At 39.4% G+C, this 26987-nt stretch carries 32 protein-coding genes; 8 read left to right on the top strand and 24 right to left on the bottom strand.

The annotated features are described in order from the left end of the window. Positions 1-52 precede the first annotated feature (52 nt). The 3 genes from ABES02_RS11550 to ABES02_RS11540 all read right to left on the bottom strand — a co-directional run bounded on the left by ABES02_RS11550 (position 53) and on the right by ABES02_RS11540 (position 2112). Positions 53-181 carry a YuiA family protein gene (locus tag ABES02_RS11550; protein ID WP_430134470.1) on the bottom strand — a complete coding sequence of 43 codons (129 nt, stop codon included), beginning with the start codon at positions 179-181 and terminating at the stop codon, positions 53-55. A gap of 158 nt (positions 182-339) precedes the next feature. Beyond that, entirely contained in the window at positions 340-831 is a 492-nt protein-coding gene (locus ABES02_RS11545; protein WP_430134467.1) for an NUDIX domain-containing protein, read from the bottom strand. Positions 832-894: 63 nt separating this feature from the next. Next, on the bottom strand, positions 895-2112 hold the full coding sequence (locus ABES02_RS11540; RefSeq protein WP_430134465.1) for an NAD(P)/FAD-dependent oxidoreductase: 1218 nt from the start codon (positions 2110-2112) through the stop codon (positions 895-897). A gap of 454 nt (positions 2113-2566) precedes the next feature. On the opposite strand from ABES02_RS11540, the gene ABES02_RS11535 reads away from it, so the two are divergent. Beyond that, on the top strand, positions 2567-3565 hold the full coding sequence (locus ABES02_RS11535; protein ID WP_430134462.1) for an NAD(P)/FAD-dependent oxidoreductase: 999 nt from the start codon (positions 2567-2569) through the stop codon (positions 3563-3565). A 38-nt stretch (positions 3566-3603) separates the two neighbouring features. Here the strand turns inward: ABES02_RS11535 and ABES02_RS11530 are convergent, their stop codons facing one another. Continuing rightward, entirely contained in the window at positions 3604-3969 is a 366-nt protein-coding gene (locus ABES02_RS11530) for a HesB/IscA family protein (protein WP_430134460.1), read from the bottom strand. Positions 3970-4008: 39 nt separating this feature from the next. Next, positions 4009-4248 (bottom strand): YuzB family protein, encoded by a 240-nt coding sequence (locus tag ABES02_RS11525; protein ID WP_430134457.1) that lies wholly within the window; start codon positions 4246-4248, stop codon positions 4009-4011. Positions 4249-4509: 261 nt separating this feature from the next. Here ABES02_RS11525 and ABES02_RS11520 point away from each other — a divergent pair, with 261 nt between their 5' ends. Further along, a complete protein-coding gene (locus ABES02_RS11520) occupies positions 4510-5577 on the top strand; it encodes an NAD(P)/FAD-dependent oxidoreductase (protein ID WP_430134454.1) in 1068 nt (355 codons plus the stop codon). A 42-nt stretch (positions 5578-5619) separates the two neighbouring features. Here the strand turns inward: ABES02_RS11520 and ABES02_RS11515 are convergent, their stop codons facing one another. Then, entirely contained in the window at positions 5620-5949 is a 330-nt protein-coding gene (locus ABES02_RS11515; protein WP_430134452.1) for a YuzD family protein, read from the bottom strand. Between the two features lie 150 nt (positions 5950-6099). Here ABES02_RS11515 and ABES02_RS11510 point away from each other — a divergent pair, with 150 nt between their 5' ends. Continuing rightward, positions 6100-6336 (top strand): NifU family protein, encoded by a 237-nt coding sequence (locus ABES02_RS11510; protein WP_430134451.1) that lies wholly within the window; start codon positions 6100-6102, stop codon positions 6334-6336. Between the two features lie 54 nt (positions 6337-6390). Here the strand turns inward: ABES02_RS11510 and ABES02_RS11505 are convergent, their stop codons facing one another. Together ABES02_RS11505 and yutH are read right to left on the bottom strand one after the other, a co-directional pair. Beyond that, positions 6391-7380 (bottom strand): 2-hydroxyacid dehydrogenase, encoded by a 990-nt coding sequence (locus tag ABES02_RS11505; RefSeq protein ID WP_430134448.1) that lies wholly within the window; start codon positions 7378-7380, stop codon positions 6391-6393. Positions 7381-7469: 89 nt separating this feature from the next. Continuing rightward, positions 7470-8492, bottom strand: a complete 1023-nt coding sequence (yutH, locus tag ABES02_RS11500; protein WP_430134445.1) for a spore coat putative kinase YutH — start codon at positions 8490-8492, stop codon at positions 7470-7472. A 214-nt stretch (positions 8493-8706) separates the two neighbouring features. On the opposite strand from yutH, the gene ABES02_RS11495 reads away from it, so the two are divergent. Then, on the top strand, positions 8707-9219 hold the full coding sequence (locus tag ABES02_RS11495) for a phosphatidylglycerophosphatase A family protein (protein ID WP_430134443.1): 513 nt from the start codon (positions 8707-8709) through the stop codon (positions 9217-9219). Between the two features lie 33 nt (positions 9220-9252). Here ABES02_RS11495 and ABES02_RS11490 read toward each other — a convergent pair whose 3' ends face one another. The 3 genes from ABES02_RS11490 to ABES02_RS11480 are packed head-to-tail and all read right to left on the bottom strand — an operon-like array spanning position 9253 to position 11797. Then, the gene (locus tag ABES02_RS11490; RefSeq protein WP_430134441.1) at positions 9253-10017 is read right to left on the bottom strand and encodes a TIGR01457 family HAD-type hydrolase; all 765 of its coding nucleotides are present in this window, start codon (positions 10015-10017) and stop codon (positions 9253-9255) included. A gap of 6 nt (positions 10018-10023) precedes the next feature. Then, positions 10024-10467, bottom strand: coding sequence for a DUF86 domain-containing protein (locus tag ABES02_RS11485; protein WP_430134439.1), 444 nt, complete (start codon positions 10465-10467; stop codon positions 10024-10026). Between the two features lie 28 nt (positions 10468-10495). Next, on the bottom strand, positions 10496-11797 hold the full coding sequence (locus tag ABES02_RS11480) for an EAL domain-containing protein (protein WP_430134437.1): 1302 nt from the start codon (positions 11795-11797) through the stop codon (positions 10496-10498). A 186-nt stretch (positions 11798-11983) separates the two neighbouring features. On the opposite strand from ABES02_RS11480, the gene ABES02_RS11475 reads away from it, so the two are divergent. Next, complete coding sequence (locus ABES02_RS11475; protein WP_430134436.1) at positions 11984-12250, top strand: DUF3055 domain-containing protein; 267 nt, start codon at positions 11984-11986, stop codon at positions 12248-12250. Between the two features lie 57 nt (positions 12251-12307). After that, positions 12308-12577 (top strand): cytosolic protein, encoded by a 270-nt coding sequence (locus ABES02_RS11470; protein WP_430134433.1) that lies wholly within the window; start codon positions 12308-12310, stop codon positions 12575-12577. A 197-nt stretch (positions 12578-12774) separates the two neighbouring features. On the opposite strand, the gene ABES02_RS11465 is transcribed toward ABES02_RS11470, so the two are convergent. Then, complete coding sequence (locus tag ABES02_RS11465; protein ID WP_430134431.1) at positions 12775-13050, bottom strand: YutD family protein; 276 nt, start codon at positions 13048-13050, stop codon at positions 12775-12777. A 106-nt stretch (positions 13051-13156) separates the two neighbouring features. Here ABES02_RS11465 and ABES02_RS11460 point away from each other — a divergent pair, with 106 nt between their 5' ends. Further along, the gene (locus ABES02_RS11460; protein ID WP_430134428.1) at positions 13157-13804 is read left to right on the top strand and encodes a YhcN/YlaJ family sporulation lipoprotein; all 648 of its coding nucleotides are present in this window, start codon (positions 13157-13159) and stop codon (positions 13802-13804) included. A 49-nt stretch (positions 13805-13853) separates the two neighbouring features. On the opposite strand, the gene lipA is transcribed toward ABES02_RS11460, so the two are convergent. Next, entirely contained in the window at positions 13854-14771 is a 918-nt protein-coding gene (gene lipA / locus ABES02_RS11455) for a lipoyl synthase (RefSeq protein ID WP_430134425.1), read from the bottom strand. 173 nt (positions 14772-14944) lie between these two features. Between lipA and ABES02_RS11450 the strand changes: the two genes are divergently transcribed. Continuing rightward, on the top strand, positions 14945-15937 hold the full coding sequence (locus ABES02_RS11450; RefSeq protein WP_430134424.1) for a peptidoglycan DD-metalloendopeptidase family protein: 993 nt from the start codon (positions 14945-14947) through the stop codon (positions 15935-15937). Between the two features lie 27 nt (positions 15938-15964). Here ABES02_RS11450 and yunB read toward each other — a convergent pair whose 3' ends face one another. From yunB to ABES02_RS11395, 11 genes are all read right to left on the bottom strand, one after another. Then, entirely contained in the window at positions 15965-16750 is a 786-nt protein-coding gene (gene yunB, locus ABES02_RS11445; protein ID WP_430134421.1) for a sporulation protein YunB, read from the bottom strand. 73 nt (positions 16751-16823) lie between these two features. Next, positions 16824-17126, bottom strand: coding sequence for a YunC family protein (locus ABES02_RS11440; RefSeq protein ID WP_430134418.1), 303 nt, complete (start codon positions 17124-17126; stop codon positions 16824-16826). A gap of 60 nt (positions 17127-17186) precedes the next feature. After that, the gene (locus ABES02_RS11435) at positions 17187-18539 is read right to left on the bottom strand and encodes a bifunctional metallophosphatase/5'-nucleotidase (RefSeq protein WP_430134416.1); all 1353 of its coding nucleotides are present in this window, start codon (positions 18537-18539) and stop codon (positions 17187-17189) included. Positions 18540-18547: 8 nt separating this feature from the next. Further along, positions 18548-19369, bottom strand: a complete 822-nt coding sequence (locus tag ABES02_RS11430) for a sulfite exporter TauE/SafE family protein (protein ID WP_430134413.1) — start codon at positions 19367-19369, stop codon at positions 18548-18550. Positions 19370-19387: 18 nt separating this feature from the next. After that, the gene (locus ABES02_RS11425; RefSeq protein ID WP_430134410.1) at positions 19388-20233 is read right to left on the bottom strand and encodes a DUF72 domain-containing protein; all 846 of its coding nucleotides are present in this window, start codon (positions 20231-20233) and stop codon (positions 19388-19390) included. A 306-nt stretch (positions 20234-20539) separates the two neighbouring features. Then, entirely contained in the window at positions 20540-21937 is a 1398-nt protein-coding gene (gene sufB / locus ABES02_RS11420; RefSeq protein ID WP_430134407.1) for a Fe-S cluster assembly protein SufB, read from the bottom strand. A gap of 53 nt (positions 21938-21990) precedes the next feature. Next, positions 21991-22437, bottom strand: coding sequence for a Fe-S cluster assembly sulfur transfer protein SufU (sufU, locus tag ABES02_RS11415; protein WP_430134404.1), 447 nt, complete (start codon positions 22435-22437; stop codon positions 21991-21993). Beyond that, on the bottom strand, positions 22427-23656 hold the full coding sequence (locus tag ABES02_RS11410; protein ID WP_430134401.1) for a cysteine desulfurase: 1230 nt from the start codon (positions 23654-23656) through the stop codon (positions 22427-22429). Before ABES02_RS11410 ends, sufU begins: the two co-directional genes overlap by 11 nt. Then, positions 23656-24957, bottom strand: coding sequence for a Fe-S cluster assembly protein SufD (gene sufD, locus ABES02_RS11405; RefSeq protein ID WP_430134398.1), 1302 nt, complete (start codon positions 24955-24957; stop codon positions 23656-23658). The genes ABES02_RS11410 and sufD overlap by 1 nt, the downstream gene beginning before the upstream one ends. A gap of 18 nt (positions 24958-24975) precedes the next feature. Then, entirely contained in the window at positions 24976-25761 is a 786-nt protein-coding gene (gene sufC / locus ABES02_RS11400; protein WP_430134395.1) for a Fe-S cluster assembly ATPase SufC, read from the bottom strand. Positions 25762-26139: 378 nt separating this feature from the next. Continuing rightward, positions 26140-26982, bottom strand: a complete 843-nt coding sequence (locus ABES02_RS11395; RefSeq protein ID WP_430134392.1) for a MetQ/NlpA family ABC transporter substrate-binding protein — start codon at positions 26980-26982, stop codon at positions 26140-26142. Between the last annotated feature and the right edge of the window lie 5 nt (positions 26983-26987).

Here is a 26987-nt window from a genome sequence, read left to right as displayed (position 1 = left end):
TCGAATAAATCCGAAGAAGCAGCCCTCCTAATATTGGTACCTACATAAGACATTATTTCTCTTGTTTCTTGCCTGTTCCTCCGCAGCAAGAACAAGTTTCTGAGCCTCCAAGAACCAATTGAAAATATCCGTTCCCTGCACAATAATCACATTTTTGCGAATCCAGCGTCTTGATTGTCATCCATTTCATCTCCCTTGTATTATTAACTTAATTTTCTGATAATATATCAAGGATTGGCTAAAAAGGAAAGGGCTGAATTCGTGCAAATTCCGAAAAGAAAACGGATACATCCGGAGTTTTCTTTTATTTTCTAAGTGTTACTTAAATTTTCAGAAAAATTAAAAAAATAATTTATAAGCCGTATAACCAAATTGATCCCCCGGGTTTAAACCATCAATACCAGGCTTAACAATGGCCTTATTTTGCTTTATGAGCTGGTGAAGAATAATGGAAGCATCTTTTTCCTGTATTATCTCTTCAGGTGCCATAAACCTCGCCTCAAAAAGTTCATTTTCCTGGTGGATAACCTCTTCGGCGCCGAGAGGTTCAAGTAAAAAAAGAATCATATTATCGCTAATTTCCTCTTTAATAACACCTGTTCTAAGCCCAATGAGCCCCCTAACCGTGCAATCAATTCCGGTTTCTTCCTTTACCTCGCGCACAACCGCTTCATCGGCCGTTTCCCCCATCTCAACAAAGCCCGCTGGCAAGGACCACTGGCCTTTTAAGCCACCGTATCGCTTCTTCACCACCAGCCATTTTCCATCCCTTGATGTTACCAATCCAGAAACGGCTAACCACACCTTGCCGCGTTTTTCACGATTGCTCATACTAGCACACCACCTAAATAAATCATAACAAAAAAGGACAGGGTCACTGTCCTTTTTAACTTATTAAAATACGTTGAATTTTCCTTTTTTAAGCACAAGGCCAGCGCCGCCGATCATGTAAAGGGAACGATTGTCGACTACCTTTTTCATAAAGGATGCTTTTGCGCCAGTTATTTTCTTACCAAATACGACACCTATTGCATCATCTTCACCTAGTGAACAAACCGTACCTTTATTATCAAATGTAAAGGTCTCAAGCTCTGTTTTGTTGCGTACAAGCGCTGCTAGGTTGCGAGCTACAAGTTCACCTTGCTGCATTGCAATTTGTGCGGTTGGAGGATATGGACGGTTAATTTCTTCATTGATGACAAGTGAGCTGTCTCCAATAATGAAGACATCATCAAAGCCCGGAACGCGTAATTCTGGTGTTACCTTTACACGGCCTCTCATAGCTTCGAAACCAGATTTTTCAATGATAGAGTTTCCGCGAACACCAGCGGCCCAAACTACTGTACCAGCTTTAATCTCACGTGGCTCATCTTCACCTTTTGCAACAAAAATACCGTCTGGAGTTGCTTCTTTAATAGCGGTTCCTATTAAAAATTCTACGCCTTTACGCTCTAATTGCGATACAGCGTAATTTACTAATTCTGGATCAAATCCTGGTAATACAGTTGGCGCTGCTTCTACACAGATAATTTTTACTTTATTATAATCAACATCATATTCATGGCATAATTCAGGAACTCGGTTTGTCAATTCTCCAAGAAATTCAATTCCTGTAAAGCCTGCACCACCTACAACAATCGATAAACGATTGTCGTTCTTTTCATCTTCCATATTGTAGGTAGCAAACTGATACTCGATATGCTCGCGAAGCTGACGGGAAGAATTCACATTCGTAATACCAAAGGCATGCTCTTTTAACCCTTTAATTCCAAACGTTTCTGGCTCACCGCCAAGAGCAATAACCAGGTAATCATAATTAACTTCGCCTTTTTCTAAAATGACTTTTTTTTCTTCTTTGTTTATTTCCACGACCGAATCTTGAACAAAGTCTACTTTACTGCGGTCAATTACGTCACGAATATCGTAACGAACTTTATCGTGGTGCATCGTACCAGCTGAAGCCTCATGCAGCCATGTCGTTTCATAATGGTAATCATTTTTATTTACTAATACAATATCGGCTTCATTTACACCAATTTGCTTTTGCAAGCGAACCGTTGTCATTAATCCGCCGTATCCAGCTCCGAGAATAACAATTTTAGGCTTTCTCAAAGTAATCACTTCCACCTTTTTAAGTAATTTTTTGAATAAATCCTCTTTTTCTTATCTTCCACTGCTTTAACCCATTTTATTTTTCTAAGTAGAAAAATGTATGTGATATAATTCACGAATAAGGATAAAGAAAAAATAGTCAATCTTAAGTACACCCCGATGACTAAACTGATAATATAATCGGAATAATAAATCGATCTAAAAAATGTACTTAATTTGTCACAAAATCTTAACAATATATCCACATTACATCATATGCTACTTCCAACCGATTTTCAAGCGATTTATTAATTTATTTACCATAAGGATATTAAAAATTTTTCTTTTTATAACTATTGATTTTGAAAAATCCTTTATAAGACCAGCCGGTAAATTGACAGAAAGATGTGAGAATTTCTATAATTTGTGATAATATAGGGAGAGAAGTTGTTACTACTAGTTAGGGGGATACGGCGTGCAAGAAAATCAAAAGGTATATGATATTACTATCATCGGAGGAGGTCCTGTCGGTTTATTTACTGCCTTCTACGGGGGAATGAGACAAACTTCAGTAAAAATCATTGAAAGCTTACCTCAGCTTGGTGGTCAATTATCGGCCCTTTATCCGGAAAAATATATTTATGATGTTGCAGGTTTTCCAAAGGTCCGTGCTCAAGAATTAATTAATAACTTAAAAGAACAAATGGCGAAGTTCGAACCTTCAGTTGCCCTTGAGCAATCTGTTGAAAAATTAGAAAAGCAGGAAGATGGTACATTTAAATTAACAACCAATAAAGAAGTCTATTTTTCTAAAACGGTTATTATCACAGCTGGGAATGGAGCTTTCCAACCACGTCGTTTAGAGCTTGCAAGCGCTGTACAATATGAAAAGAAAAACCTTTACTACTTTATTGATGACTTAAATCAATTTGCCGGTCAAAAGGTAGTCGTATTTGGTGGTGGAGATTCTGCCGTTGACTGGGCTTTAATGCTAGAACCAATTGCCGAAAAAGTAACAATTGTTCACCGTCGTGATAAGTTCCGTGCACATGAACATAGTGTGGAAAATTTATATAATTCAAAAGTAGATGTGAAAACTCCTTATGTACCAGCAGAATTAATTGGGGCAGAAGATGGAATTAAACAGGTTGTCCTTGAATCAGCTAACGGCGAAGGAAAAGAAACTATAGATGTGGATGCCGTTATTTGTAATTACGGTTTTGTATCTTCACTTGGGCCAATAAAGGAATGGGGTTTAGAAATTTCAAAGAATTCTATAGTCGTAAATTCAAAAATGGAAACGAATATTCCTGGAATTTATGCAGCAGGAGATATCTGTACATATGATGGCAAAGTGAAACTTATCGCTTGTGGATTCGGTGAAGCACCGACTGCCGTCAATAATGCGAAATCATTTATCGATCCTAAAGCAAAAGTACAACCCTTACACAGTTCTTCCATGTTTGATAAATAAAACGAAAGGCGCCCACATGGACGCCTTTTATTATTTAACTAGCATTCTTCTGGTGTACCAGCTGCCGTTGCCGTTCGGAAAGAAGAACCGCATCCACAGGAAGCAATGGCATTCGGGTTATCAATCGTAAACCCGCCGCCCATCATGGATTCTTTATAATCAATTTTCGTTCCTTGTAAAATGAGCGCACTCTCTTTATCAACAATTATTTTAATACCATGCTGTTCAAGTTGATCGTCATCTTCTTTTGCCTCATGGTCGAAGCCCATTCCATAGGATAATCCGCTGCAGCCTCCACCCTTAACACTAACGCGTAAAAAAGCGCCCTCTTCCTCATTATGTTTCATCATCTCTTTAATGTGTAAAGCGGCCGCTTCCGTTAAGATTACAACATCCTTGTTCATCATTTCTCCTCCTTTTTAAAGCTTTTACTATAGTATATTTTAAAACATCGGATTTTCCTCTAAATATTGATAGATGTTCTCGACGAGCTCATCGGGTGTTTTTCCTGTCACGACCTCACCATTCACAAGCGCATATAAAGAAGTCGCACATTTACCGCAATAGCCTAAACATCCATATTCAATGATATCCAAATTTGGATCCTTCTCTAATTTTTCCAGTGCTTTTTGCGCACCATTCGCTAGATTGCTGATGCAGAATTCAATGATCGGTTGAATCATTCTTTTCACCTCTCCATTACGTACCTATCCTACTATTTTTACCAGGATACGTCAATTATCATGTTTATGGTGATGTTGTCAAGAATAGCGTGATAAGTGTTGTTATTTCGACATATTTTAGATATACTCATATGTGGTAAAAGAACAGAGAATTATTCTAATATATATCAATTAATTCCCATATGTTTTTGATTCTGAAATGATACTCATGTGAGCAAAATAAAGATAATAGATATTGGTAGAAAAAAGGGGAAATAAAAAATGAAAAACCTTGTAATACTTGGCGGCGGTTACGGCGGGATGAAAATTTTAAATGAATTCCTTCCAAATCATCTGCCTGGGGACGTAATGATAACACTTATTGACCGCGTTCCATATCACTGCTTAAAGACAGAATACTACGCTTTGGCTGCAGGAACGATTTCTGATAAAGAAATTCGTGTAACCTTTCCTGAACACGAGCAACTCACTATTAAATACGGTGATGTCATTGGAATCGACCGAAATGATAAAAAGGTCCTGTTAAATGATGACGAACCAGTGGAATATGATGACTTAATCATTGGTCTTGGCTGTGAGGATAAATATCATGGGGTCCCAGGTGCAGACCAATTTACTTACAGTATTCAAAGCATTGAAAAATCCCGCCGGACCTATTCCGCTTTAAATAATTTAGCGCCTGGCTCTGTTGTTGGGATTGTCGGAGCAGGACTTAGCGGTGTAGAATTAGCAAGCGAATTAAGTGAAAGCCGCGAGGATCTTCAAATTAAATTGTTTGATCGGGGAAAATATATTTTGTCCGCTTTCCCTGAGAGGTTAAGCAAATATGTGGAGAACTGGTTTGTAAAGCATAATGTTGAAATTATTAACAATTCCAACATTACAAAAGTAGAAGAAAATATGCTGTATAACAACGATCAGCCTATTAGGTGTGATGTGATTGTTTGGACGGCAGGAATTCAGGCTAATAAAATTGTCCGTGAAATGGAGGGCGAGAAGGACCGGTTAGGAAGACTTGAGGTCACGACTCATCATCATCTGCCAAATGATGAACATATTTTTATGGTCGGAGATTGTGCTAGCTCTCCGCATGCTCCTAGCGCACAATTAGCTGAAGGCCAGGCCGAACAAATTGTTGAGGTATTAAAGAAGCGGTGGAACGGTGAAGCATTGCCTGAATCCTTCCCTGCAATTAAATTAAAGGGTGTCCTTGGATCTTTAGGCAAAAAGCACGGATTTGGAATGATGGCAGATCGCGCGATTACTGGACGCGTCGCTCGCTTATTAAAATCAGGAATCCTTTGGATGTATAAATTTCATAATGGCTGATATGAAGAGAAGCATTCCGCTTGTTAGGAATGCTTCTCTTTTCTATACGGCTTTATAACCATACTTTTCAAGTTCAGAGAAAATTGTTTTTAAGCGAGGATTCCCTTCCCCTACCACTTTTTCTTTAATCACGACCACGGGATAAAACATATCCTCATCGATGACCCGCTTTGCAAATTGAACTTTTTCACTATCTTTTTCTGGAGGCAGATGGATATCCACATAGGACATTTTAAAAGGCTGCTCGGGAAACTTTCTGGCAATCGCTGCTTCCAGCCATTCAAACGTTTCTTTCGACGAAGGGAGGTTGAGACAGCTTGGGCATAATTGTTCAGCGCCATATAGAATAATTTCCACTTCCGTAAATGTCATAAGACCATTCCAATCTTTTTTCTTTTAGTTTACATTATTTAAATAATAAAAACGAAGAAAATGTCTATAAATGTGCGTTTTCCTATTTTCTGAGAATGGATTTTTAGAGCCAATGACATTATAATATAGAGAGGAAAGGAGACGATTAAAATGGCAGAACAAGAAATGTTTGAACAAGTCCAAGAAGTATTAGATAAATTACGCCCATTTCTTCTTCGCGATGGCGGAGATTGTGAATTAGTTGATGTAGAAGAGGGTATTGTTAAACTTCGCTTGCTAGGTGCATGTGGTTCATGCCCAAGCTCAACTATTACACTAAAAGCCGGCATTGAAAGAGCTCTTTTAGAAGAAGTGCCAGGCGTTGTCGAAGTTGAGCAGGTTTTTTAATAAAATGACAAAAGCGATTGCATTCACTGCAATCGCTTTTTTATGTGTTTTCATTTAAGCATTTACTAATGGCTTCCAATCTTTATTCACAAGTGTTTTAGGCTCGGTACCATCGAGAACAGCGGTGATATTATCGATGCAAAGTTTCATCATATCGGTTCTTGTTTCAACACTCGAGCTTCCGATATGAGGAAGTGCGACAACATTTGGCAGTGTTAATAATGGATGCTCAGCATTAATTGGTTCTTTTTCAAATACATCTAGTCCAGCACCCGCAATTTCCCCTGCTACTAAGGCATCATATAAAGCTTGTTCATCGATCACCGGGCCTCTAGAAGCATTTAGGAAGATAGCTGATTGTTTCATTTTCTTAAAAACATCCCGCGTAAACAGATTTTTGGTTTCTGGTGTTAACGGTGTAAGACAAACTAGAAAATCTGATTTTTCTACAAGCTCTTCAAAAGAAGTAAAGACGGCCCCAAGCTTTTGTTCGATCTCAGGTTTTCTTGTCCGGTTATGATAAAGTATATTCATATCAAACCCTGTTGCTCGTTTTGCAACGGTTTCGCCAATTTTCCCCATTCCCACAATACCGATTGTTTTATGATGAATATCATGGCCTGCAAGTAGCAATGGGCTCCAGCTTTTCCAATTACCTTCTTTGACAAACTCGGCTGCTTCGACAATCCGGCGAGCTGCCGCCATTAGCAGGGCAAACGTTAAATCAGCAGTAGTATCGGTTAAAACATCAGGAGTATTACAAACAGCAATCCCTAGCCTGCTCGCTGTTTTAACATCGATATTATCAAAGCCTACGGCCAGATTGGCGACAACCTTTAATTGATTCCCGGCCGTTAAAATTTCTTCATCAATTTGGTCAGATAACATGGTTAATAGTGCATCTGCTTTTTGTGCTTCTGAAAATAAAACCTCTTTAGGAACTGGTATATCCTCGTGTTCCCACATTTTTACTTCGTATGTTTGTCGAATGGATTCTACGACTGCCTCAGGCAGTTTCCTTGTTATATAAATGTAAGGCTTCATGCTGCGTCCTTTCCTCAATCCTTATTCTATGACTCCTATTCTGAATTGATTTTTTTTAGAAATTTGTCGATTTTATGACGATAATGAAATTATTTAAAAAGCCATTCCGGCTGCGGCAAATTCATTCTTTTAATCGGTGCTCCCGAGATTTGAAAGAATGCTGCTAAAAACTTTTCGTATTCGCCTGATTGCCTCAATATTTTACTTAACTTATCCTCTAATGTTTTCTTATCCTGTTCGGAACGGGTTATATAATAATTTTCGATACACTCAAAATAGTGAAGCGGAAAGATTAAGCGCGAGTATAATAACCGCCACGAAAAGGACGTTAGGGGAGCAACACTTTGGTACTCTTCAAAAAATTGTTTTAAATCCACATCATAGGTTTGAAAATTACGGAAATACCTTTCCCTTGTCCACTCAGCTAAATCCCGGCTGCGATGGTCGAAAACCCAATCAAATGGATTTTTAATAAAATACTGATTGGTGGAAAGGGGTCCCCATGTTTTTTTGGAAAAGCGTTCATGACAGACCGTGCCATTATCCGTTTCACCTGGCTCCTCGTCTAGCTCTGTATCCACTAAGTATTGGATGGCATTCTCTGTTAAGCCCAAATAATAGGGAAATGATTCTATAAACAATCGTTCAAATTCATCTTCTGGCGTTTGGAAAAGGAGACCATTCCATACCTTTTCCATTTGTTCGAGCCGCTTCTCCCATAATTCCTTCCATTTGCCAATCCGGTTGGACCTTTCAATTTGAAAAGGAACTCTTTTGCCACGTTCATGAAATTTAGCAAGTTTTCGCCCTAATTTGATTTTCCGCTGCTTTTCGTCTGCTTGCCGATTGGCTAATACGCAATATTTATTTTGTTCCCACGTCGTAATTAAATTCCCTTCCTTTGATTGCAAAAAGATAGGTACATTTTGGTCGCCATAATTTCGCAGATGCTCTGCAATTTTCCCCAATTCTGAAATATCAGCTTCTTCCCGGCCGGCAGGATTAGAGATTAAATAAAGCCAGCCATTTCCTCTTAACGCATCATAAGTGTCTAATTTTATATATTCTTGTGTCTCAATTCCATATTGATTTTCAAGCATTTTCTGAAGCATTGGGTTCCCACCTCTTCTCCATACCTTTTCTTAAGTCATATATATGTGTGAGCTTTAAAAAACTTGTTGTCTTCCCCGTTTTTTTACAAAATGAATAGGAAAAAGGGTCGAATGGAATGATAAATTTTTGTTTAGTTCTTTACGTGAAGATTGCATATCTTATGGAAAAAGAGTATATATATAGTGAAAATCCAAAGAAAAGGTGATAAAAAGGATGGCTGACGACAAAAAAGTAGACGTAACCGAAGAAACTGCACGCAGATGGCTGAAAGAAAGAGGCGTCGAAATTCAGGATATCGCTGATTTAGTTTTCTATTTACAAGAAAAATATCATGAAAACTTACAAATGCAAGACTGTGTAGCCAATATTGAGCGTGTCCTCTCCAAACGTGAAGTACAAAATGCCATTATTACCGGAATTCAGCTTGATATTCTTGCTGAAAAAGGAATGCTTGAAGAGCCTCTTCAATCCATCATTGCGTCCGATGAAAGCTTATACGGAGTAGATGAAATTCTTGCCTTTTCCATAGTCAATGTGTACGGATCAATTGGATTTACCAATTATGGGTATATCGACAAGCAAAAGCCTGGAATTTTGGCCCATTTAAATGATAAATCAACTGGTGAATGCCATACATTTTTAGATGATATTGTCGGTGCCATTGCGGCCGCCGCTTCTAGCAGACTCGCGCACCGAGCAGCACGGAAGGAAAAAGAGAAAAATTAGAATTTTAAAAGGATGGGAGCTACTCCCATCCTTTTAAAACTCCCATTGATTTAACGAATCGATCGAATAGGTTGGTTTACGATCATAGGCTTTTAGCAATTCCTTCGTCGTTACACCTGTATGAACCAATAATGTGTCCATTCCTGCATTCATACCTGCTAAAATATCTGTGTCATAATAATCCCCAACCATAATGGTTTCTTCTTTTGCCGTTCCTAACACCTTTAAAGCCTGTTCCATAATAATCGATTCTGGCTTACCAATAAAGATTGGTTTTGTTTGGGTAGAAACCGAAATGACAGATGTCAGTGAACCATTCCCCGGCATCAGTCCTCTTTCAGTAGGAATCGCAATATCACCATTTGTAGAAATGAAGGTCGCACCATTGCGAACTGCTAAACAAGCGACAGCCAATTTTTCATAATTGATAGAACGATCAATTCCAACTACGACATAATCAGCATTCTCACCAGCAAATTGGAATCCCTTTTCTTCAATAGCTGAGCGAATTCCTTCCTCTCCAATGACATAAACGGAAGCATCCTTGTTTAGATCGTAAATATAGTTGGCAGTTGCCTGGCTGGTCGTGAATACAAGCTCTTCTTCTGCCGGAATATCGAAGCCACGTAGTTTTTCGGCAACCTGTGCGGGTGTCCTTGAGGAATTATTGGTTACAAATAAATATGGGATTCCATTATCCCGCAATTCTTTGACAAAATCAGAGGCGGCCTCAATCTGTTCTGCCCCTCTATACATCGTCCCGTCCAAATCAATCAAATAGCCTTTATACTTTTTCAAAGATACTCACCTCTGACTTTTAAATGCGGTAACTGGTCCTAATTCATTTATGAGATACTCTCGGGCATTTTGAACAAATTTAGAAAAAGCAGGATGATACTTTGTAAACTGCGCGTATAATTGATGATGGTCGATTTCCGTATAATCTTGGACGAGTATTTTTCGAAAAGGGATAAGCGTTTTTAAAGCGTTACCTGTTTCACTCGAAATAACCCTTTCATCCATTAAAATATCAATGATATCCTCATAGCTCCCAGGATCGCGCATGATAAACCCGTCTATCATCGCATTTCCAACATCAAATACAGATTCAAGCATCATTTGTGTGATTCGTTCCATGGCAGCTTTTTCTAATGGTTCATTCCATTCCTTCTGGCTAATAAATAGACCTATTTGCTTTTCTAAATAGACCAAAGTGGTTTCAATTTTATCCCGGTCAACAAAATACATTTGCTCCACTTCCTTTTATCATGTCTGACTATGTTGCAAATCCGTTAACTAATGCAGTTGGCGGTGAATAAAAATTCCCTTGAGCCAGGTCCACCTTATTGCGTGTTAGAACCGATGCTTCCTCAGCATTTTCGATTCCTTCCGCTACGACTAATGACCCTGCCTCTCTCGCTACAAGTAGTAAACCTTTTAGCATCGATTCCTTTAATGAATTTTGATGGATATTTTGAATCAGAGAACGGTCAATTTTGATGATATCAGGCATGATTTCACTAATGGTACTCAAACTCGAATATCCAGCCCCTGTGTCATCGACTGCAATTTTAAACCCCATTAATCGTAGCATTTTAATATTATAATTAAAATTCTTTAAGCCCTCGATTGAATCGCTTTCGGTCACTTCGATGGTGATCTGCTTAGGGGAAATACTAGTATATTTTAGCATAAGACTTTTTAAATCCCGGGTAAATCTTAAATTGCCAAGGGTAAGTGGTGTACAATTAACAAAAATGTCTTGACGGCATCTCGTTACCTTTATTTGCTCCAATACCTTTTCTATTATAATCATTTCCAGCTCGTAAAGCATCCCTGTTTGCCTGGCGACAGAAAAGAGAGGCATAGGATTTTCTAATCCAGTTCCTTTAGGACCTCGGGAAAGCATTTCCCACGCCCTAATTTCTTTCGTAGCAACATCGATAATTGGTTGTGCCAAAAGTTTAATTTCCTTTTTCGAAATAATTTTCCTCATGGTAAGCACCATATCATTAAAGCCGGTTTTCGCTTTTTTTTCTGCCATATGAACCGCTTGACTGTGGGCTTTAATTACTGAATCATGAATCGAATAATGTTTTTTATCTATAAACATATAACCCGGTTGAAAAATAAGCTCAATTGCGGGGTGAAGGGTTTGTAATTTCTTGTCCATATGATAAGTAATGTTTTTCATCATCAAATCTATTTCCGATAAACAATCTCGATCAAAATTAACTTTTATAAATAATGTAAAACCGTCTCCATAAAAATCATGAAGGGAAATTACATCTTGTTTGGCAATTTCTTTTTCAACAGAAATACGGAAATATTTTTTTATTTGTTTAATAAGTTGGGAATGTTGTGTTTGCCCGAGTAGCCCAGCCAATTCAGCAGAATTTTTTAAATTAAACACGATTACAGCCACCTCATGGCCGGCTTGTAAGGCTTCTGTTACATTCTCTACCACTGGATTCCGCAACATAAAGGGAGGCGGATAAAAGCGAATTGACGAAAGAGGCAACAAATTCTTTCCCCATTGCATTACATTTCTTGCTTTTTCTATGTAACGACGGACCATTAAATTCATCCCTCTTCCAACATTTGAGAATTTAAGTATATTGTAGCATATTTTGACAGATTTCGTATTTTTCCAGGCACGAAATTTTACAAATTTTGCAGAAAATTCTCTACTCCCATCAATTGCATAAATTTGTTACTATAGAGAAGGTGCTTATTAAGTATTTTTGATAAAGGAGATTTTTTAATGAAGGAACGTTTTTTCTTATACGATGATACAGAAAATACTAGAACAAGATTTGTTAGTTTTGTTGGGGAAAACCAGCGCTATGATTTAGCGATTGTTCAAACCGACCGTCACTATGGAAAACCTCTTGTCCTTGATATGCAGGGAAACCGGTTTGCCATTATAGGCCATGATGACTTGCAGGAGGAAGGCTATTTAGAATTTGCGTTTCAATTAAATGAAGAAGATGCAGAGGAATTAAGGTCCTTTTTACTGGAATTAGTTTAAATTTTATCTCATGAAATTCACTCCAAATGAAATACTATATGTAAAGGAGTGAAATAAATGGCGGATAAAGATGCAGAAAAGTATACGGAATTATCCAATGTTGAAAAACAGCATAATTATCTAACGGCTCAGGAATTTCCAGAGGGTCCGTATGGTTCTTCATTTAGGAAAGACAAGCCTGTTCAAAATAAAAGCACTCCTTGGGAAGAAGGACAGAGAACTTATAGTGCTTTTAATTATGAATTCAAATCCTTTCATCAAGACTTGCCTCGACAGATGGAAGGAGCGCATCCCACGCATGATGATTCAGAAACTGATGAACAATAAGAAAAGCGTAAGCGCCCGTTAAGCGACGTATGGACTGGAGCGCACCGTATGAGATAAAGGAAACACGAAGAGCGTAAGCGATTCGATGTTGACTTATCGCAAGGAGGTGAGCGAAGTACACTAGTCGCTGGGCGCTGGAGCTGGACAATTCTAAAATTATATACAAAAAAAACGAAGGGTTTTAGGGAGCCCTTCGTTTATTTTTTAACTTTTTTCAATACAAAATATGCACAGCCGAAATTGCAGTATTCATACAGATATTCGCTTAGAGTGCTAATTTTTGTATCAAAGGTTGCTTTTTGATTTTGATCATCAAAAAACCCTTTTAATCGGAGTTGTCCGTAACCCCAATCGCCGACTATGAAATCATATCGTGATAAAATATCGCTATATCTCGCTTTTAAGGCTTCCTCATTAAATCCGTTCCGATGTTCCTGCACCACTTCATACATGGTGTTGTTAATATTAATCATCCTATTTCACCTCTATTTGCCAGAAACTCTTAATTCCCATTATAACCGATTCACCATCAATTACTAAGAAAAAAAATCCTCCCTTTGGCTATTCTAATAAAAGGAGGTGTTAAGCTTGAAAAAATTGATCATCGTCATCGGATTATGTACGATCACAGCGCTTACAGGATGTTCCAAGGACATGACCAAAAATGATGTTTATGAGGAAAGCGGTAATACCATCAATGTCAATAATAAGCGACACGAACTTTACAACGAAGGAGCAAGCCGCGGGATTCGAGACGTCAGCAACAATTATGGGTATGTCCGACATCAAAAAAGTCCGCTGATGAATGATAACACAGCTAATGATCATTATACAGCGCTTGACCGAGAGCAGCTAGCTAACATCATCAGTAAGTATAGTACAAATATTCCTAATGTAAACGATGTCGCATCACTTGTAACAGATCAGGAAGTTTTAATCGCCTATTCGACCGATTCAAAGAACCGAAGTCTAACGGCTGATCAGGTGAAAAGAACCGCTATGTCTGTTGTGCCAAGATACTACCACGTTTACGTTTCGGACAATAAAGTTTTAATACGGGACGTTGAAAATCTGGCAAATCTGGATTCTACAAGTCGTAATTCCCGGAACTTGGTCAATGGATTAATTAAGCAAATGAAAAAATCTCCTCAGGGTTCGAGAATGAGCGCTCATGAGGACGAAAATGGCCTTACTCCCGACGACCAAAATTATAATCAAAATCGGTAGCTAAACCGTAAAAAGAGTTCAGTCATCCTAGACTGAACTCTTCCTAATTTTAAGCTTGTTTTGTTTCCTTTTCACCAAGTAGTTGCTTATGCTTTGCAGCCGAATTCACTTGCTCATCTGCATGGTAGGAGGAACGAACGAGCGGACCTGCTTCACAGTGACTGAATCCCTTACTGATGGCAATTTGCTGCAGTTCTTTAAATTCTTCAGGGCTATAATATTTTTCAACTTTAAGATGACTTTTTGTTGGTTGTAAATATTGTCCGATGGTCATAATATCCACATGGTTAGCTCTTAAGTCGTCCATTACTTCAAGAATTTCTTCCTTTGTTTCACCAATACCAATCATTAAGCTAGATTTAGTTGGAATGGTCGGCTGCATTTCTTTAGCCCGGCGTAAGAATTCAAGGGAACGATCGTATTTGGCACGTGCTCTCACTCTTGGAGTCAAACGTCGAACAGTCTCAATATTGTGGTTTAGTATGTCGGGTTTAGCATCCATTAACATTTGTAAATTTTCTTCTTTACCGCCCATATCTGAGGGTAAAACTTCAATGCTGGTAAATGGATTTTTACGGCGGATGGCACGTACGGTTTCAGCAAAAACAGCAGCACCGCCGTCCTTTAAATCATCGCGTGCTACCGCTGTGACAACAACATGCTTTAAGTTCATAAGCTGAACGGAGTCGGCCACTCTTTCTGGTTCCTGCAAATCCAGTTCTGTTGGGAGGCCAGTTTTTACGGCACAAAAACGGCAGGCACGGGTACACGTATCCCCTAATATCATAAATGTTGCCGTACGTCTTTCGGCCCAGCATTCGTGAATATTTGGACAGCGGGCTTCTTCACAAACAGTATGGAGATTTTTTTCCCGCATCATTTTTTTCAAGCCCGTATAAGAATCATTCGTGTTTAGCTTTATTTTTAACCAATCCGGTTTACGTAATATTTCTTCTTTCTTGCTCATTTCTACACCCCTTGCATTCCACTTATGTATGGAAAATGAGTTCTTCTGATGTCACTTTATCATACTGCCTGCCTGACGACAAGCAATCAATTCTTCTTACCAATTATTAACCATAATGAAATTGTTTAGAAGACATAAACTAATCTTGTACATTAATCGGAAGGAGGATTCCTGTGCGGGCTGTTCTGATAATTGGAACTTTCCTCTTATTCTTTACCACTACATTTGCTGTCAGGGATGCTCAAGCTAAGGAACCTGATCCCTATCAGGAAAGAATGAAGCTTTACAGAAAAGTGGAAACTGTTACAAATATACCTTGGTACTATCTTGCCGCCATTGATCAATATGAGAGAAGTGTCCGTTTGGCTCGTCGTGATTTACCTAAACCAAATGGCACGATTGCCATATATTTTCGTCCTGAGGAATGGGTTGGCCTGACAAATCCGAACCCTACTACAAAGGACCCCGCTATCATCCAGTTTTTTAATGGAATGGGCGTCGATGGGAATGGGGATGGTAAAGCCAGCATTAAAAGTGACGAGGACGTATTATATTCTTTTGCTAATTATCTACTTTCCTATGGTGTCGACCATGACAATATAAAAATTGGATTATGGAATTATTATCATCGGGATAAAACAGTAGGAATTATCGAGGGAAAAGCAAAATTGTATCGCCATTTTGGAAGGCTGAATTTAGATACACAGGTTTTCCCTGTACCGATTCGCTCCAATCACAGTTACCGCAGTACTTGGGGCGATGCCCGCGGCTGGGGCGGCCGAAGAATCCATGAAGGAACGGATATCTTTGCCGGTCATGGAGTGCCTGTTCGAGCTACATCCTATGGCATAATAGAAATGAAGGGCTGGAACAAGTTCGGAGGCTGGAGAATTGGCATCCGTGATATCAATAATACTTATCATTACTTTGCACATCTTAGCGGCTTTTCCGGAAATTTAAAGGTTGGGTCGATAGTGGAGCCTGGAATGGTTATTGGCAGTGTTGGAAATACGGGATATGGCCCGCCAGGCACTTCAGGCAAATTTCCTCCACACTTGCATTATGGAATGTATAAAGACAATGGAATAACAGAGTGGTCGTTTGACCCCTACCCGCATTTAGCGAAATGGAAACGGATTGAAAGAATGAATTTGCGAAAAAAATAAAGGACCATCCCCGGCGGATAGTCCTTCTTAGTTTGAAGAACTTGTTTTTTTCTTCTCTTCTTGTTTCGGCAATTCGATGGAGGGAAGCGCATTACTGCCATTATTATAGAATTGTGGAACATCACCCTGAATCAGTCTTCCGCCAACAGGGATTTTCTGAATAAGTTTGGTGATTTTCGTCTCAAATGGGGTAATGATTTGAACGGACACTTCTAAATGAATAGCAACATCAATCCATGTATTATTGATTCCCAACGGTTTTGGTGTGATTTTTACGTCTGGACGGACATCGCCAATCGCTTGAAATCGCACTGGAATCTTCGGTCCAAGGTTACCGAACAATGCTAAATTGGTTGCTCTCCCAAGCGGAACGTTCCATACGATTCCATTTGTATTGGTGTTTTTCACATCAATTTCTACGTCAGTTAATTGTTGTAAGGAGGACAGGTCTCCCTTTTCCGCAGCATTCAGATTCTTTTGAATCTGATTAGTGATTTCAGATAACTTTTGATTAACAACCTCTGTTTTTAATGTAGCACTGGGGGGTGCCCCATCACTGCCTGGTTCTAATGCTATTACGTCGCCAACATCTACTGTTTTTTTATTAATAGCTTTATTGATAACCAGTGAGGCTATTTTTTTTGATTGGGATTCAGCATAACTGATTAATGCCGGTTCAATACCTTTATTAATAATCCATAATCCCATGGCCGTCGAAAAAAGAAAAAAAACAAAGGAGAGCAGCATAACATAACGGAAAGGCAGCGGTCCTCGCTTCAAACGTCTTCTGCGAATCTTTGCCAAAAAAATCACCCCTTCAAGCTATATGTATGCTTTTATGTATGGAACTAGCCCATTAAAAAAAGCTTGCCTTTTTTAGCAAGCTTTAAATCATTTTTAACAAGGCGTTTCTGCCGATCATTCCTTGGTGAATTCCCAGTTCCTCCGCTTCAAGTGTCACCGATTCCATTGGTGCATTTAGAAGTTGATCAATGGTTCTTACCCCAACTGCTCTCGCAGCAATAATTTTGCGGTCTTTTAATTTTTCATTTAGTAACCCCACATCCAAAGCACCGCACATAATATATCCTTTATCGCTTGACACTGCAAGCAAGGTTGTTTTTGGAAGTAAAACAGTGACAGCCAAAAAGGTATGGCCGTCTATTTCGATTGGTGAAAGCTCGATCAATTTCTACACTCCTTTCTTCATTATCACATTATGACAAGAATCGGAAAAGAGTGTATTCATCTAGGACATCTGCTGTAATTTCCATTTTAACAAATCCCGCAAAAATTCCGGCAGGAAGTAAGTTTTTTGCTTATGTGGAAGGACTCCTTTGAAAAAATGACCGAAAGTAAACATATCTGGCAAAGCCAATGAGTAGCTATCTTCTAGCACTAATGGCTTTTCATTAATAAAAATCATTTCTTTATGAAAGCGTATACCTTCATACACGAATATCCCAAGAGCTTTTCCTCTGAAACCTAGACCCATTATTTGTTTATGCGGCAAATTTTCATCCCGGGTTTCGACTAGAATTTCTGTTAATTCTCTTCCTGTCAGTTCCACAATACAAGGATTAATCGGATGAGGACAAATGGTTAGTAGGTCATATTCTGTTACCTCACCTGATAAAGGGCCTAAAAGGAGCCCAGCATTAATCATGGCAGCATCAACTTTACACCACTCTCTTAATGCCGAACATAGGATTCTGGAAAAGTACGTATCCTTAAAAGGGTCAACTTTCAGTGGTTCATTTAAAGTGACAATTTTTTGTGCTAATAATTCCTTACCTTGTATTAGGTAAGACTGGATTTGTTTTTGCTCATCTCGTGCCTCAAGTAATTCCTCCACTTTATAAAGAGTGGCTGCCTTACTGTTAATTCTTTTTTGTTCATTCAGCTTTAGGGTGACATGCCCTACGAAATAGCCATACTTCCCAGCGGCGCCCAGCAGTGTTTCCCTGACTAGCTTTCCTTTTTCAAAAAAATGATGCGTATGAGCCCCTAGAATGACATCAATCTCTGGGAATTCACTAGCAATCTTTTCATCATCATGGATGCCAAGATGTGAAAGTAAGATAACGATATCGGATTTTTCCTTTAATATTGGGAGCCACTTTTTTAGCTCTTCTATGGGTTCTGTTAACCTCCAGCCAAGTAATTCATAAAGATGGGCAAAGTTTGCCGTTAAACCGATTACGCCTATCTTTGTTCCCTTATTCGTCTGATAAATCTCATATGGTTTATTCCAACTTGGATATACTTCATTTTTTTTGTAAAGGTTCGCTGCAAGAACATCGAACTGAGCGTCATCGTATAAATGATTCAGCTCTTTATATGGAAGATTGATCCCCTCGTTATTTCCAATCGTGATAGCGTTATATTGGCACTCATTTAATAAATCTATGTTTCCAGTTCCTTTTGTTGCCTCCGTATAGGGATGCCAGCGATCAATAAAATCACCGATATCAAAGAGAAATACTTCTTCACTATTGTTTAGATGCAGTGTCTTCCTTTGTTTCAGGAACTGCCCAATACGGGGCCAATTTTCTAAGTGGCTATGAACATCATTCGTATGATAAATATGTATCGTTTCCATTCGTGTCACTATCCTACAATTCCTTCATAGATTAATCGTACTCCAACAATAACTAATATCGTCCGCAATATTAATACGATTGTTTTACTCTTAAGCTTAGTATTTAAATATACGCCCACCCTCGCTCCAATCCACGCTCCTGGGACTAACGCCAACGCGTATAGCCAGTTAACATTCCCTAACGAGATATGCGTAATAGAGCTAAGAATCGATGTTGGTAATATCATAAACATGGAGGTAGCTGTAGCTACGTGGGGCGGGAAGAAGAATACTAATATCATCGTCGGCACCATTAAGGAGCCTCCGCCAACTCCGAATATTCCTGACACAAAACCAACAATAAATGCTACGAGAACGCCAATAATTGGATTATAGCCATATTCAAAAGTTTTCCCAGAATTGTCTGTAAAGGTTCGAACGATTCCTTTTTCCTTTTGAAAGGGAAGCGGCTTAAGTTTATCTTTTAGCAGTAAGATTATTGAAACTAAAATGATAAACAACCCGAAAAAAATATTAAAAGAATGCATCGGTAATTTTTCAGTTACCCAGGCTCCGAGAATACTACCCGGTCCGCTTCCTATAAGGAAGATTAATCCGCTCCTATAATCAACTGTCTTATGTTTCATGTAAGCGAGTGTGGATGATAACCCTGTAAAAATCATGGTAAATAAGGACGTTCCTACCGCAATCTGCGGGGTAACATGGCCAAATGCTGAAAATGAGCCTAAATAAAGCAATGCCGGAACAACAATTATTCCTCCCCCTAAACCGATTAGCGAGCCCAGTGAACTCGCTGCCAGTCCGATAATAACCAAAAGAATCCATTCCATTTTTTACACCTTCTAATTTTAAAATAAATCTAGCTGCCTTGGACCAAGCCCCTCATAATCAATTTGTAATATCTCCATCAATTGTTTGGCATTGTCTGCCGCATCACCGCCAGAGTTATTGTTAAAAAGGAGATAGATTTGAGAGCATTCCTTCATTAAGTTCTTAATGGACTCTGCCCATTCTTCGAGTTCTTGTTGATTATACCGATACAGGTAACGTACCTCGCGCCAGTCTTCCCCTTTTCTTTTTTGCCAGCCGTGAACGTTTCGGCCATGAAAGCGGACGAGGACTTTGTTAGGATCGGTAGACTGTAGAATGGTTGGTATGGAGCCTTCTCCGGACTGTGGTTCATCACAAATGCTGTGAATCCAGTTCTCTTCTCTCATAAAATCTAGTGTTTTTTCACGAAAATCTGGTTTGAACCAAGATTGGTGCCGGAATTCCAGGGCACAGGGTATGTCCCCCATTGCATGCTTGCACCATCTTAAATAGTCGACATTTTCCCGCTTGCAATCAAACCAAGGGGGAAATTGAAATAGCACCATTGCAAGTTTTTTGTTGTCTATGTATGGTTCTAATGATTCTATAAAAGCTTTAAACATCGCCTGCTTCGTATCAAAAGGGATTTCTCCACGTAAATGGCCGGTCATTCCTTGATAGGCCTTAACAATAAACTGGAAGCTCTCCGGGGTATCGTGGACCCATTTTTGTGCATTCCGCTGTGGCTGGATGGCATAAAAGGCGGTATCTACTTCAACAATGGGAAAATGGCTTGCATATTCCTTCAATTTATCTCTTGAGGCAATTTGACCAGGGTATAAGCTGTCATGGTCGCCCCAGCCGGTTACACCAATATAGATCAATTCGATCACCTCCGTAAACTTATAATAGCATAATTTTTACAAATAAAAGGGCCGTGTAGATTTATAATAGCTTATTTCGACAGTTAAGTGGCCGTTACCGACAGTAAGCGGAAGGTAACCGACAGTAAATTAACCTTATCCAACAGTAATAGTTTCTTCCGACAGTAAAGTTGCGGTTTCCGACAGTAAACAGAGGCTATCTGACAGTTACATAACCTTATCCGACAAATATCTAATACCAAGTCACCATCAACACACAAAAACCCGCCTGCCAACAAGGCAAGCGGGGAAATTTTTTGAATAATATTAACCGATGGAGCCTTCCATCTCGAACTTAATCAAGCGATTCATCTCTACGGCATATTCCATTGGTAATTCTTTTGTAAATGGCTCGATGAAGCCCATAACGATCATTTCAGTTGCTTCTTGCTGAGAAATACCACGGCTCATCAAGTAGAAAAGCTGCTCTTCAGAAACCTTGGAAACCTTGGCTTCGTGCTCAAGTGAAATGTTGTCATTTAAGATTTCATTGTAAGGAATGGTATCTGATGTTGATAAATTATCCATAATTAACGTATCGCACTCAATATTCGCACGGGCACCGTCGGCTTTACGACCAAAGTGAACCTGACCACGGTAGGTTACTTTTCCACCATGCTTTGAAATGGACTTCGATACTATCGTTGAAGATGTATTTGGAGCTAAGTGAATCATTTTCGCTCCTGCATCCTGGTGCTGGCCTTTACCGGCAATCGCAATCGATAACGTCATACCGCGTGCGCCTTCGCCTTTTAAGATAACCGCAGGATACTTCATTGTTAACTTAGAACCGATATTACCGTCGATCCATTCCATTGTCGCATTAGCTTCACATACTGCACGCTTCGTAACTAGGTTAAACACGTTGTTTGCCCAGTTTTGAATAGTTGTATAACGGCAGTAAGCATCTTTTTTGATGATGATTTCAACAACCGCACTGTGAAGCGAGTTTGTTGTATAAACAGGAGCCGTACACCCCTCTACATAGTGTACGTGTGCGCCTTCATCAACGATGATTAATGTGCGCTCGAATTGACCCATGTTTTCAGAGTTAATGCGGAAGTACGCTTGTAAAGGTGTATCCACTTTAATGCCAGGCGGTACATAAATGAACGAGCCGCCGGACCAAACAGCAGAGTTCAAAGCCGCAAATTTGTTATCTGTTGGAGGAATAACTTTTGCCCAGTGCTCGCGGAAAATATCTTCATTTTCTTTAAGCGCGGAATCCGTATCTTTAAAGACGATTCCTAGTGCTTCAAGGTCTTCCTTCATGTTATGGTATACAACCTCTGATTCATATTGTGCAGATACCCCAGCAAGATACTTTTGCTCTGCTTCAGGAATCCCTAACTTATCAAATGTTGCTTTAATTTCTTCCGGTACTTCGTCCCATGACTTCTCAGACTTCTCAGACGGCTTTACGTAATACGTAATTTCATCGAAGTTTAAAGAAGCCAAATCTCCGCCCCATTGTGGCATTGGCATATTGTAAAAATGCTCAAGTGATTTCAAGCGGAAATCAAGCATCCACTGAGGCTCATTTTTTAGCTTAGAAATCTCTTCAACAATTTCCTTTGTTAAACCACGTTTTGATCGGAATATGGAGACGTCTTTATCGGCAAAACCATATTTATAATCACCGATTTCAGGCATTTTTTTCGCCATCGTCGTGTTCCTCCCATTCATAAACGAGAGGGGCTTTCAAAACCCCTTCCGTTCTATTGTTGTTCCTCTTCTTTCAAACTCTTTTCCATTGCCTTCCAAGCAAGTGTCGCACACTTGATTCTTGCAGGAAATTTACACACACCTTGAAGTGCTTCGATATCACCTAAATCAATATCGTCGTCATCTTCAACATCTTTTCCTTGCATCATATCGGAAAAAATCTGCGCTAGTTTTAAAGCTTCTTCGATTTTTTTACCTTTAATCGCTTGCGTCATCATCGAAGCAGATGACATCGAAATCGAGCAGCCTTCCCCTTCCTGCTTGGCATCAACCACGATTCCGTTTTCTACTTTTAATGTTAAACGAATGCGGTCACCACAGGTCGGGTTATTCATGTCAATCGTATGGCTGCCATCTTCCAAAACCCCACGATTACGAGGATTTTTATAATGATCCATAATAACTTGACGGTACAGTGTATCTAAATTATTAGAAGACATCGCTGAAATACTCCTTTGTTTTAACAAGTCCTTCAACAAGTTTATCAATATCTTCTTCGGTATTATACAAATAGAAGCTTGCACGAGCGGTAGCCGATGCTTTAAGCCATCTCATCAACGGCTGAGCACAATGATGTCCGGCGCGAACAGCAATTCCTTCCGCATCTAAAACAGTGGCGACATCATGTGGGTGGACATCCGCTAAGTTAAATGTAATTAGTCCTGCACGCTTTGCCGGATCAAGCGGACCATAAATGGTCATGCCTTCCACAGTAGACATTTTCTCTAAAGCATATGCAGCCAGCTTGTGTTCATGCTCGGCAATATTGTCTAAGCCCACTTCATTTAAAAAGTCGATGGCTGCTCCAAGACCAACGGCGCCTGCAATAATTGGTGTTCCGCCTTCGAATTTCCACGGCAGCTCTTTCCATGTTGATTCCTGCAACTGGACGAAATCAATCATTTCACCGCCAAACTCGATTGGCTCCATTTTTTCAAGCAAGTGTTTCTTCCCATAAAGAACACCAATGCCGGTAGGTCCGCACATTTTGTGTCCTGAAAAAGCAAGGAAATCACAGTCTAAGTCTTGAACATCTATTTTCATATGCGGGGCACTTTGCGCTCCATCCACTACCATAATCGCGCCATTATCATGGGCAATTTGGGCAATTTCTTTTACTGGATTAATGACGCCAAGCACGTTGGATACCTGCATAACCGAAACAATTTTTGTATTCGGTGTCACTGTTGCTCGTACATCTTCGAGCGAAATCGTTCCATCCTCCTGAAGCGGGATGTACTTCAACCGGGCACCAGTCCGTCTCGCTACTTGCTGCCACGGAATAATATTGCTGTGATGCTCCATATAAGTAATAACGATTTCATCTTCTTCCTTCAGGTTCGCTGCCGCGTAGCTTGCAGCAACCGTGTTAATGGAAGTCGTTGTTCCTCTTGTAAAAATAACCTCTTGAATTGACTTGGCATTGATAAACTTACGAACCTTTTCTCGAGCTCCTTCGTAAGCATCAGTTGCTCTTGTTCCTAGTGTATGCACACCACGGTGGACATTGGAATTGATTTCACGATAATATTTTTCAATCGTTTCAATAACCTTTAGCGGCTTTTGCGAAGTTGCCGAACTATCTAGATATACTAAAGGTTTGCCGTTAACCTCTTGATCTAAGATTGGAAACTGTTTGCGAATATCCCCGATATTCATTAGCGTACTTTCCTTTCAATCACTTCAGTTAACTGTTTCTTTACTCCTTCAATCGGAAGCTGGTTTACAACTGGAGCAAGGAAGCCATGAATAACTAAGCGTTCTGCTTCTTTTTTCGGAATTCCACGGCTCATTAAATAATACAGTTGAACAGGATCGACACGACCAACAGAAGCTGCGTGGCCTGCTGTTACATCATCTTCATCAATTAACAGAATTGGGTTAGCATCGCCGCGTGCTTTTTCGCTAAGCATTAATACACGAGATTCCTGTTCTGCATTGGATTTAGATGCACCATGTTCGATTTTGCCGATTCCATTAAAAATGGAAGAAGCACTATCTTTCATAACGCCGTGCTTTAAGATGTAGCCTTCTGTATGTTTACCAAAGTGAACAACTTTAGTAGTAAAGTTTTGTGTTTGCTCTCCGCGGCCGACAACTACGGTCTTTGTATCACCGTAAGCGCCGTCGCCAAGTAGGTTAGTGGTGTTTTCTGAAATGGTATTGCCTTCATTCATCAATCCAAGCGCCCATTCAATCCGTGCATCTCTACCGGCAACACCGCGGCGGTTCACGTAGGTAGTGATTCCTTTTGCCAGGGTATCGACCGCACCATATTGAACCTTGGCATTACCATTGGCAATGACTTCGGTAAGGATATTGGCTACTGTATTCGATTCTTCCATTGTTGATATATAGTTTTCAACATACGTTACAGAGCTGTTGTCATCTGCCACGACAATCACATGATTGAACAGATTCGCTTCTGCATCATCATGTACATAAACAGCTTGAATTGGTTCAGAGATTTCAACATTTTTAGGAACGTATAAGAAAGCTCCACCATTTACAAGTGCTGCGTGAAGGGCAGTAAGACGATGTTCATCAGCATTGATTGCTTGTGTCATATAATACTTTTTCAATAAATCTCCGTGATCTCTTGCAGCAGTGAAAATGTCTGTAAAAATAACACCCTTAGCTTTTAGATCTTCTGATATAGATAAAAAGGCTGGAGTTTGGTTACGTTGGATGTATACGTTCTTATTTTCAGCAACCAATGCTTTTACTTCTTCTGGCAATTCATTAAGTGAAGTGTAGGCAGCACTTTTTACGGTATGCTGTTTAAATTGAGTAAAGTTCCATTTATCAATTTTCGTTTTGTCTGGGCGCGGCATTGGCAATTCTTCGAAATGGTCTAATGCCTTTAGACGTAGCTCCGCAAACCAGGCAGGTTCGTTCATTTCTTTTGAAAAAGAGCCAACAAACCCTTTATCAAATGGTAATGTTGTTTCGGTTGTCATAGTAATCCTCCTAACTGCTTACGCTTCTTGCCCAACTGTTTCATCTTCAATGCCAAGCTCTTTCTTGATCCAGTCATATCCTTCTGCTTCTAAGCGTTGTGCCAGCTCTGCTCCGCCTGATTTCACAATACGGCCTTGCATCATAATATGCACATGGTCAGGAGTGATATAGTTTAAAAGACGTTGATAGTGAGTAATAATTAAGCAGCCGAAGTCTTCGCCGCGCATGTCATTAACACCCTTTGAAACAACCTTTAGAGCGTCAATATCAAGACCTGAGTCGATTTCATCAAGAATCGCTATTTTTGGTTCAAGCATCATCAATTGCAGAATTTCGTTACGCTTTTTCTCACCGCCGGAGAAGCCTTCATTTAAATAGCGCTGTGCCATATCTAAATCCATTTCTAGGAATTCCATTTGCTTATCCATTTTCCGGATAAATTTCATAAGAGAAATCTCATTGCCTTCACCAAGACGGCTGTTTAGGGCTGAACGTAAAAAATCGGCATTTGTTACTCCGTTTATTTCGCTTGGATATTGCATTGCAAGGAAAAGTCCTGCGCGGGCACGCTCATCTACTTCCATTTCAAGAACGTTTTGTCCGTCTAATGTGATACTACCGCTAGTCACTTCATATTTTGGGTGACCCATGATAGCAGAAGATAAAGTCGATTTACCAGTTCCGTTAGGACCCATGATTGCGTGAATTTCTCCACCCTTTATTTCAAGGTTTACACCTTTTAAGATTTCTTTCCCATCAATTTCTACGTGTAAATCCTTGATAGTTAACGTTGATCCAGCCATATTTATACCTCCGAAAAGATTAATTTGTATCAATGTAGATCACGTGTGATCTGTAACTCAATTCTCATTTTATTCTCATTCCAATCTTATAACAAATGAAATGTATTAGCAACTCTAAAACAGTAAAAACCAAGCAGCTATTTTCATTAAGCAAGTCCTAAATGAGAATACAAAAAGGAATTTTACGATAATTCTGACAAATAACCTATTATGTAAAACACACTCGGTTAAAATAATACCTTATTTTTTTACCATTTGCCAAGGGGATTCAAGTTTAAAGTCTCTTGTATTTTTACCCATTTAGGTTGATTCATGTATTCTTACTTTCTTCCTATTTATATGAAAAAGCAGGCTGGACGCCTGCTTTCTCATCTTTTATTATTCAGAAACCGGTACAACGGCACCTTTGTATTTTTCAAGAATGAAGTCTTGGATTTCTTTTGAATGAAGTACCTCAACTAGAGCCTTGATTGCAGGTTTGTTTTCATCGCCCTTACGAACCGCGATTACGTTTACGTATGGTGATTCTTTATCTTCGATTGCGATGGAATCTTTAACTGGGTTTAGACCAGCATCAATCGCATAGTTGGAGTTGATTAGAACAGCATCGCCTTCGCCATTGTTATAGATTTGTGGTAATAATTTCGCTTCATAGTTAGCATCAAACTTTAATTTCTTAGGATTTTCAACAACATCTTTTAATTCAGCTTTTGTTTTATCAATTCCGTCTTTTAGCTTGATTAGTCCTTCTTTTTCAAGTAATGAAAGAAGACGGCCATGGTCAGCGACAGAGTTGCTCATAATTAGGTGTGCACCTTCAGGAAGATCGCTTAGTTTTTTGTATTTCTTAGAATAAATACCAATTGGCTCAATATGGATACCGCCAGCATTGACAAAACCATATCCAAACTCTTTATTTTGAGACTCTAAGTAAGGGATGTGCTGGAAGTAGTTAGCATCAAGTTCTTTTGAAGCAAGAGCTTTGTTTGGTAAAACATAGTCTGTGAATGTGGTTACTTTTAAATTAATACCTTTTTCTTTTAAAAGTGGTGCTGCCTTTTCAAGAATTTCTGCGTGTGGAACAGTTGATGCCCCGACAACTAATGTTGTTGTTTTGCTGCCCTTTTCAGTTGTGCTTTCGGACTTCTCTTCAGATTTACCGCAAGCCGCTAAAGCAAGTGCAAGTGTTAATGCTAAAAGTACTGTTAACCATTTCTTCATTTTAA

The organism is Neobacillus pocheonensis (genome assembly GCF_050477905.1).
In the GTDB taxonomy this organism is placed as follows: Bacteria; Bacillota; Bacilli; order Bacillales; family Cytobacillaceae; genus Neobacillus; species Neobacillus pocheonensis_A.
The sequence above is the reverse complement of the archived record's forward strand: the minus strand, read 5'-3'. Positions and strand labels throughout refer to the sequence as shown.

Coding starts and splice junctions, on each gene's coding strand:
- ABES02_RS11495 (WP_430134443.1), top strand. CDS start 8,707: ATGGCTGACGACAAAAAAGTAGACGTAACCGAAGAAACTGCACGCAGA.
- ABES02_RS11515 (WP_430134452.1), bottom strand. CDS start 5,949: ATGACATTTACGGAAGTGGAAATTATTCTATATGGCGCTGAACAATTA.
- sufC (WP_430134395.1), bottom strand. CDS start 25,761: ATGGCTGGATCAACGTTAACTATCAAGGATTTACACGTAGAAATTGAT.
- ABES02_RS11530 (WP_430134460.1), bottom strand. CDS start 3,969: ATGAACAAGGATGTTGTAATCTTAACGGAAGCGGCCGCTTTACACATT.
- ABES02_RS11505 (WP_430134448.1), bottom strand. CDS start 7,380: ATGAAGCCTTACATTTATATAACAAGGAAACTGCCTGAGGCAGTCGTA.
- ABES02_RS11475 (WP_430134436.1), top strand. CDS start 11,984: ATGAAGGAACGTTTTTTCTTATACGATGATACAGAAAATACTAGAACA.
- ABES02_RS11395 (WP_430134392.1), bottom strand. CDS start 26,982: ATGAAGAAATGGTTAACAGTACTTTTAGCATTAACACTTGCACTTGCT.
- ABES02_RS11430 (WP_430134413.1), bottom strand. CDS start 19,369: ATGGAATGGATTCTTTTGGTTATTATCGGACTGGCAGCGAGTTCACTG.
- ABES02_RS11550 (WP_430134470.1), bottom strand. CDS start 181: ATGACAATCAAGACGCTGGATTCGCAAAAATGTGATTATTGTGCAGGG.
- ABES02_RS11480 (WP_430134437.1), bottom strand. CDS start 11,797: ATGGTCCGTCGTTACATAGAAAAAGCAAGAAATGTAATGCAATGGGGA.
- lipA (WP_430134425.1), bottom strand. CDS start 14,771: ATGAGCAAGAAAGAAGAAATATTACGTAAACCGGATTGGTTAAAAATA.
- ABES02_RS11525 (WP_430134457.1), bottom strand. CDS start 4,248: ATGATTCAACCGATCATTGAATTCTGCATCAGCAATCTAGCGAATGGT.
- ABES02_RS11510 (WP_430134451.1), top strand. CDS start 6,100: ATGGCAGAACAAGAAATGTTTGAACAAGTCCAAGAAGTATTAGATAAA.
- yutH (WP_430134445.1), bottom strand. CDS start 8,492: ATGCTTCAGAAAATGCTTGAAAATCAATATGGAATTGAGACACAAGAA.
- ABES02_RS11435 (WP_430134416.1), bottom strand. CDS start 18,539: ATGGAAACGATACATATTTATCATACGAATGATGTTCATAGCCACTTA.
- sufU (WP_430134404.1), bottom strand. CDS start 22,437: ATGTCTTCTAATAATTTAGATACACTGTACCGTCAAGTTATTATGGAT.
- ABES02_RS11485 (WP_430134439.1), bottom strand. CDS start 10,467: ATGTATTTTGTTGACCGGGATAAAATTGAAACCACTTTGGTCTATTTA.
- ABES02_RS11470 (WP_430134433.1), top strand. CDS start 12,308: ATGGCGGATAAAGATGCAGAAAAGTATACGGAATTATCCAATGTTGAA.
- sufD (WP_430134398.1), bottom strand. CDS start 24,957: ATGACAACCGAAACAACATTACCATTTGATAAAGGGTTTGTTGGCTCT.
- ABES02_RS11545 (WP_430134467.1), bottom strand. CDS start 831: ATGAGCAATCGTGAAAAACGCGGCAAGGTGTGGTTAGCCGTTTCTGGA.
- ABES02_RS11410 (WP_430134401.1), bottom strand. CDS start 23,656: ATGAATATCGGGGATATTCGCAAACAGTTTCCAATCTTAGATCAAGAG.
- ABES02_RS11520 (WP_430134454.1), top strand. CDS start 4,510: ATGAAAAACCTTGTAATACTTGGCGGCGGTTACGGCGGGATGAAAATT.
- ABES02_RS11465 (WP_430134431.1), bottom strand. CDS start 13,050: ATGATTAATATTAACAACACCATGTATGAAGTGGTGCAGGAACATCGG.
- sufB (WP_430134407.1), bottom strand. CDS start 21,937: ATGGCGAAAAAAATGCCTGAAATCGGTGATTATAAATATGGTTTTGCC.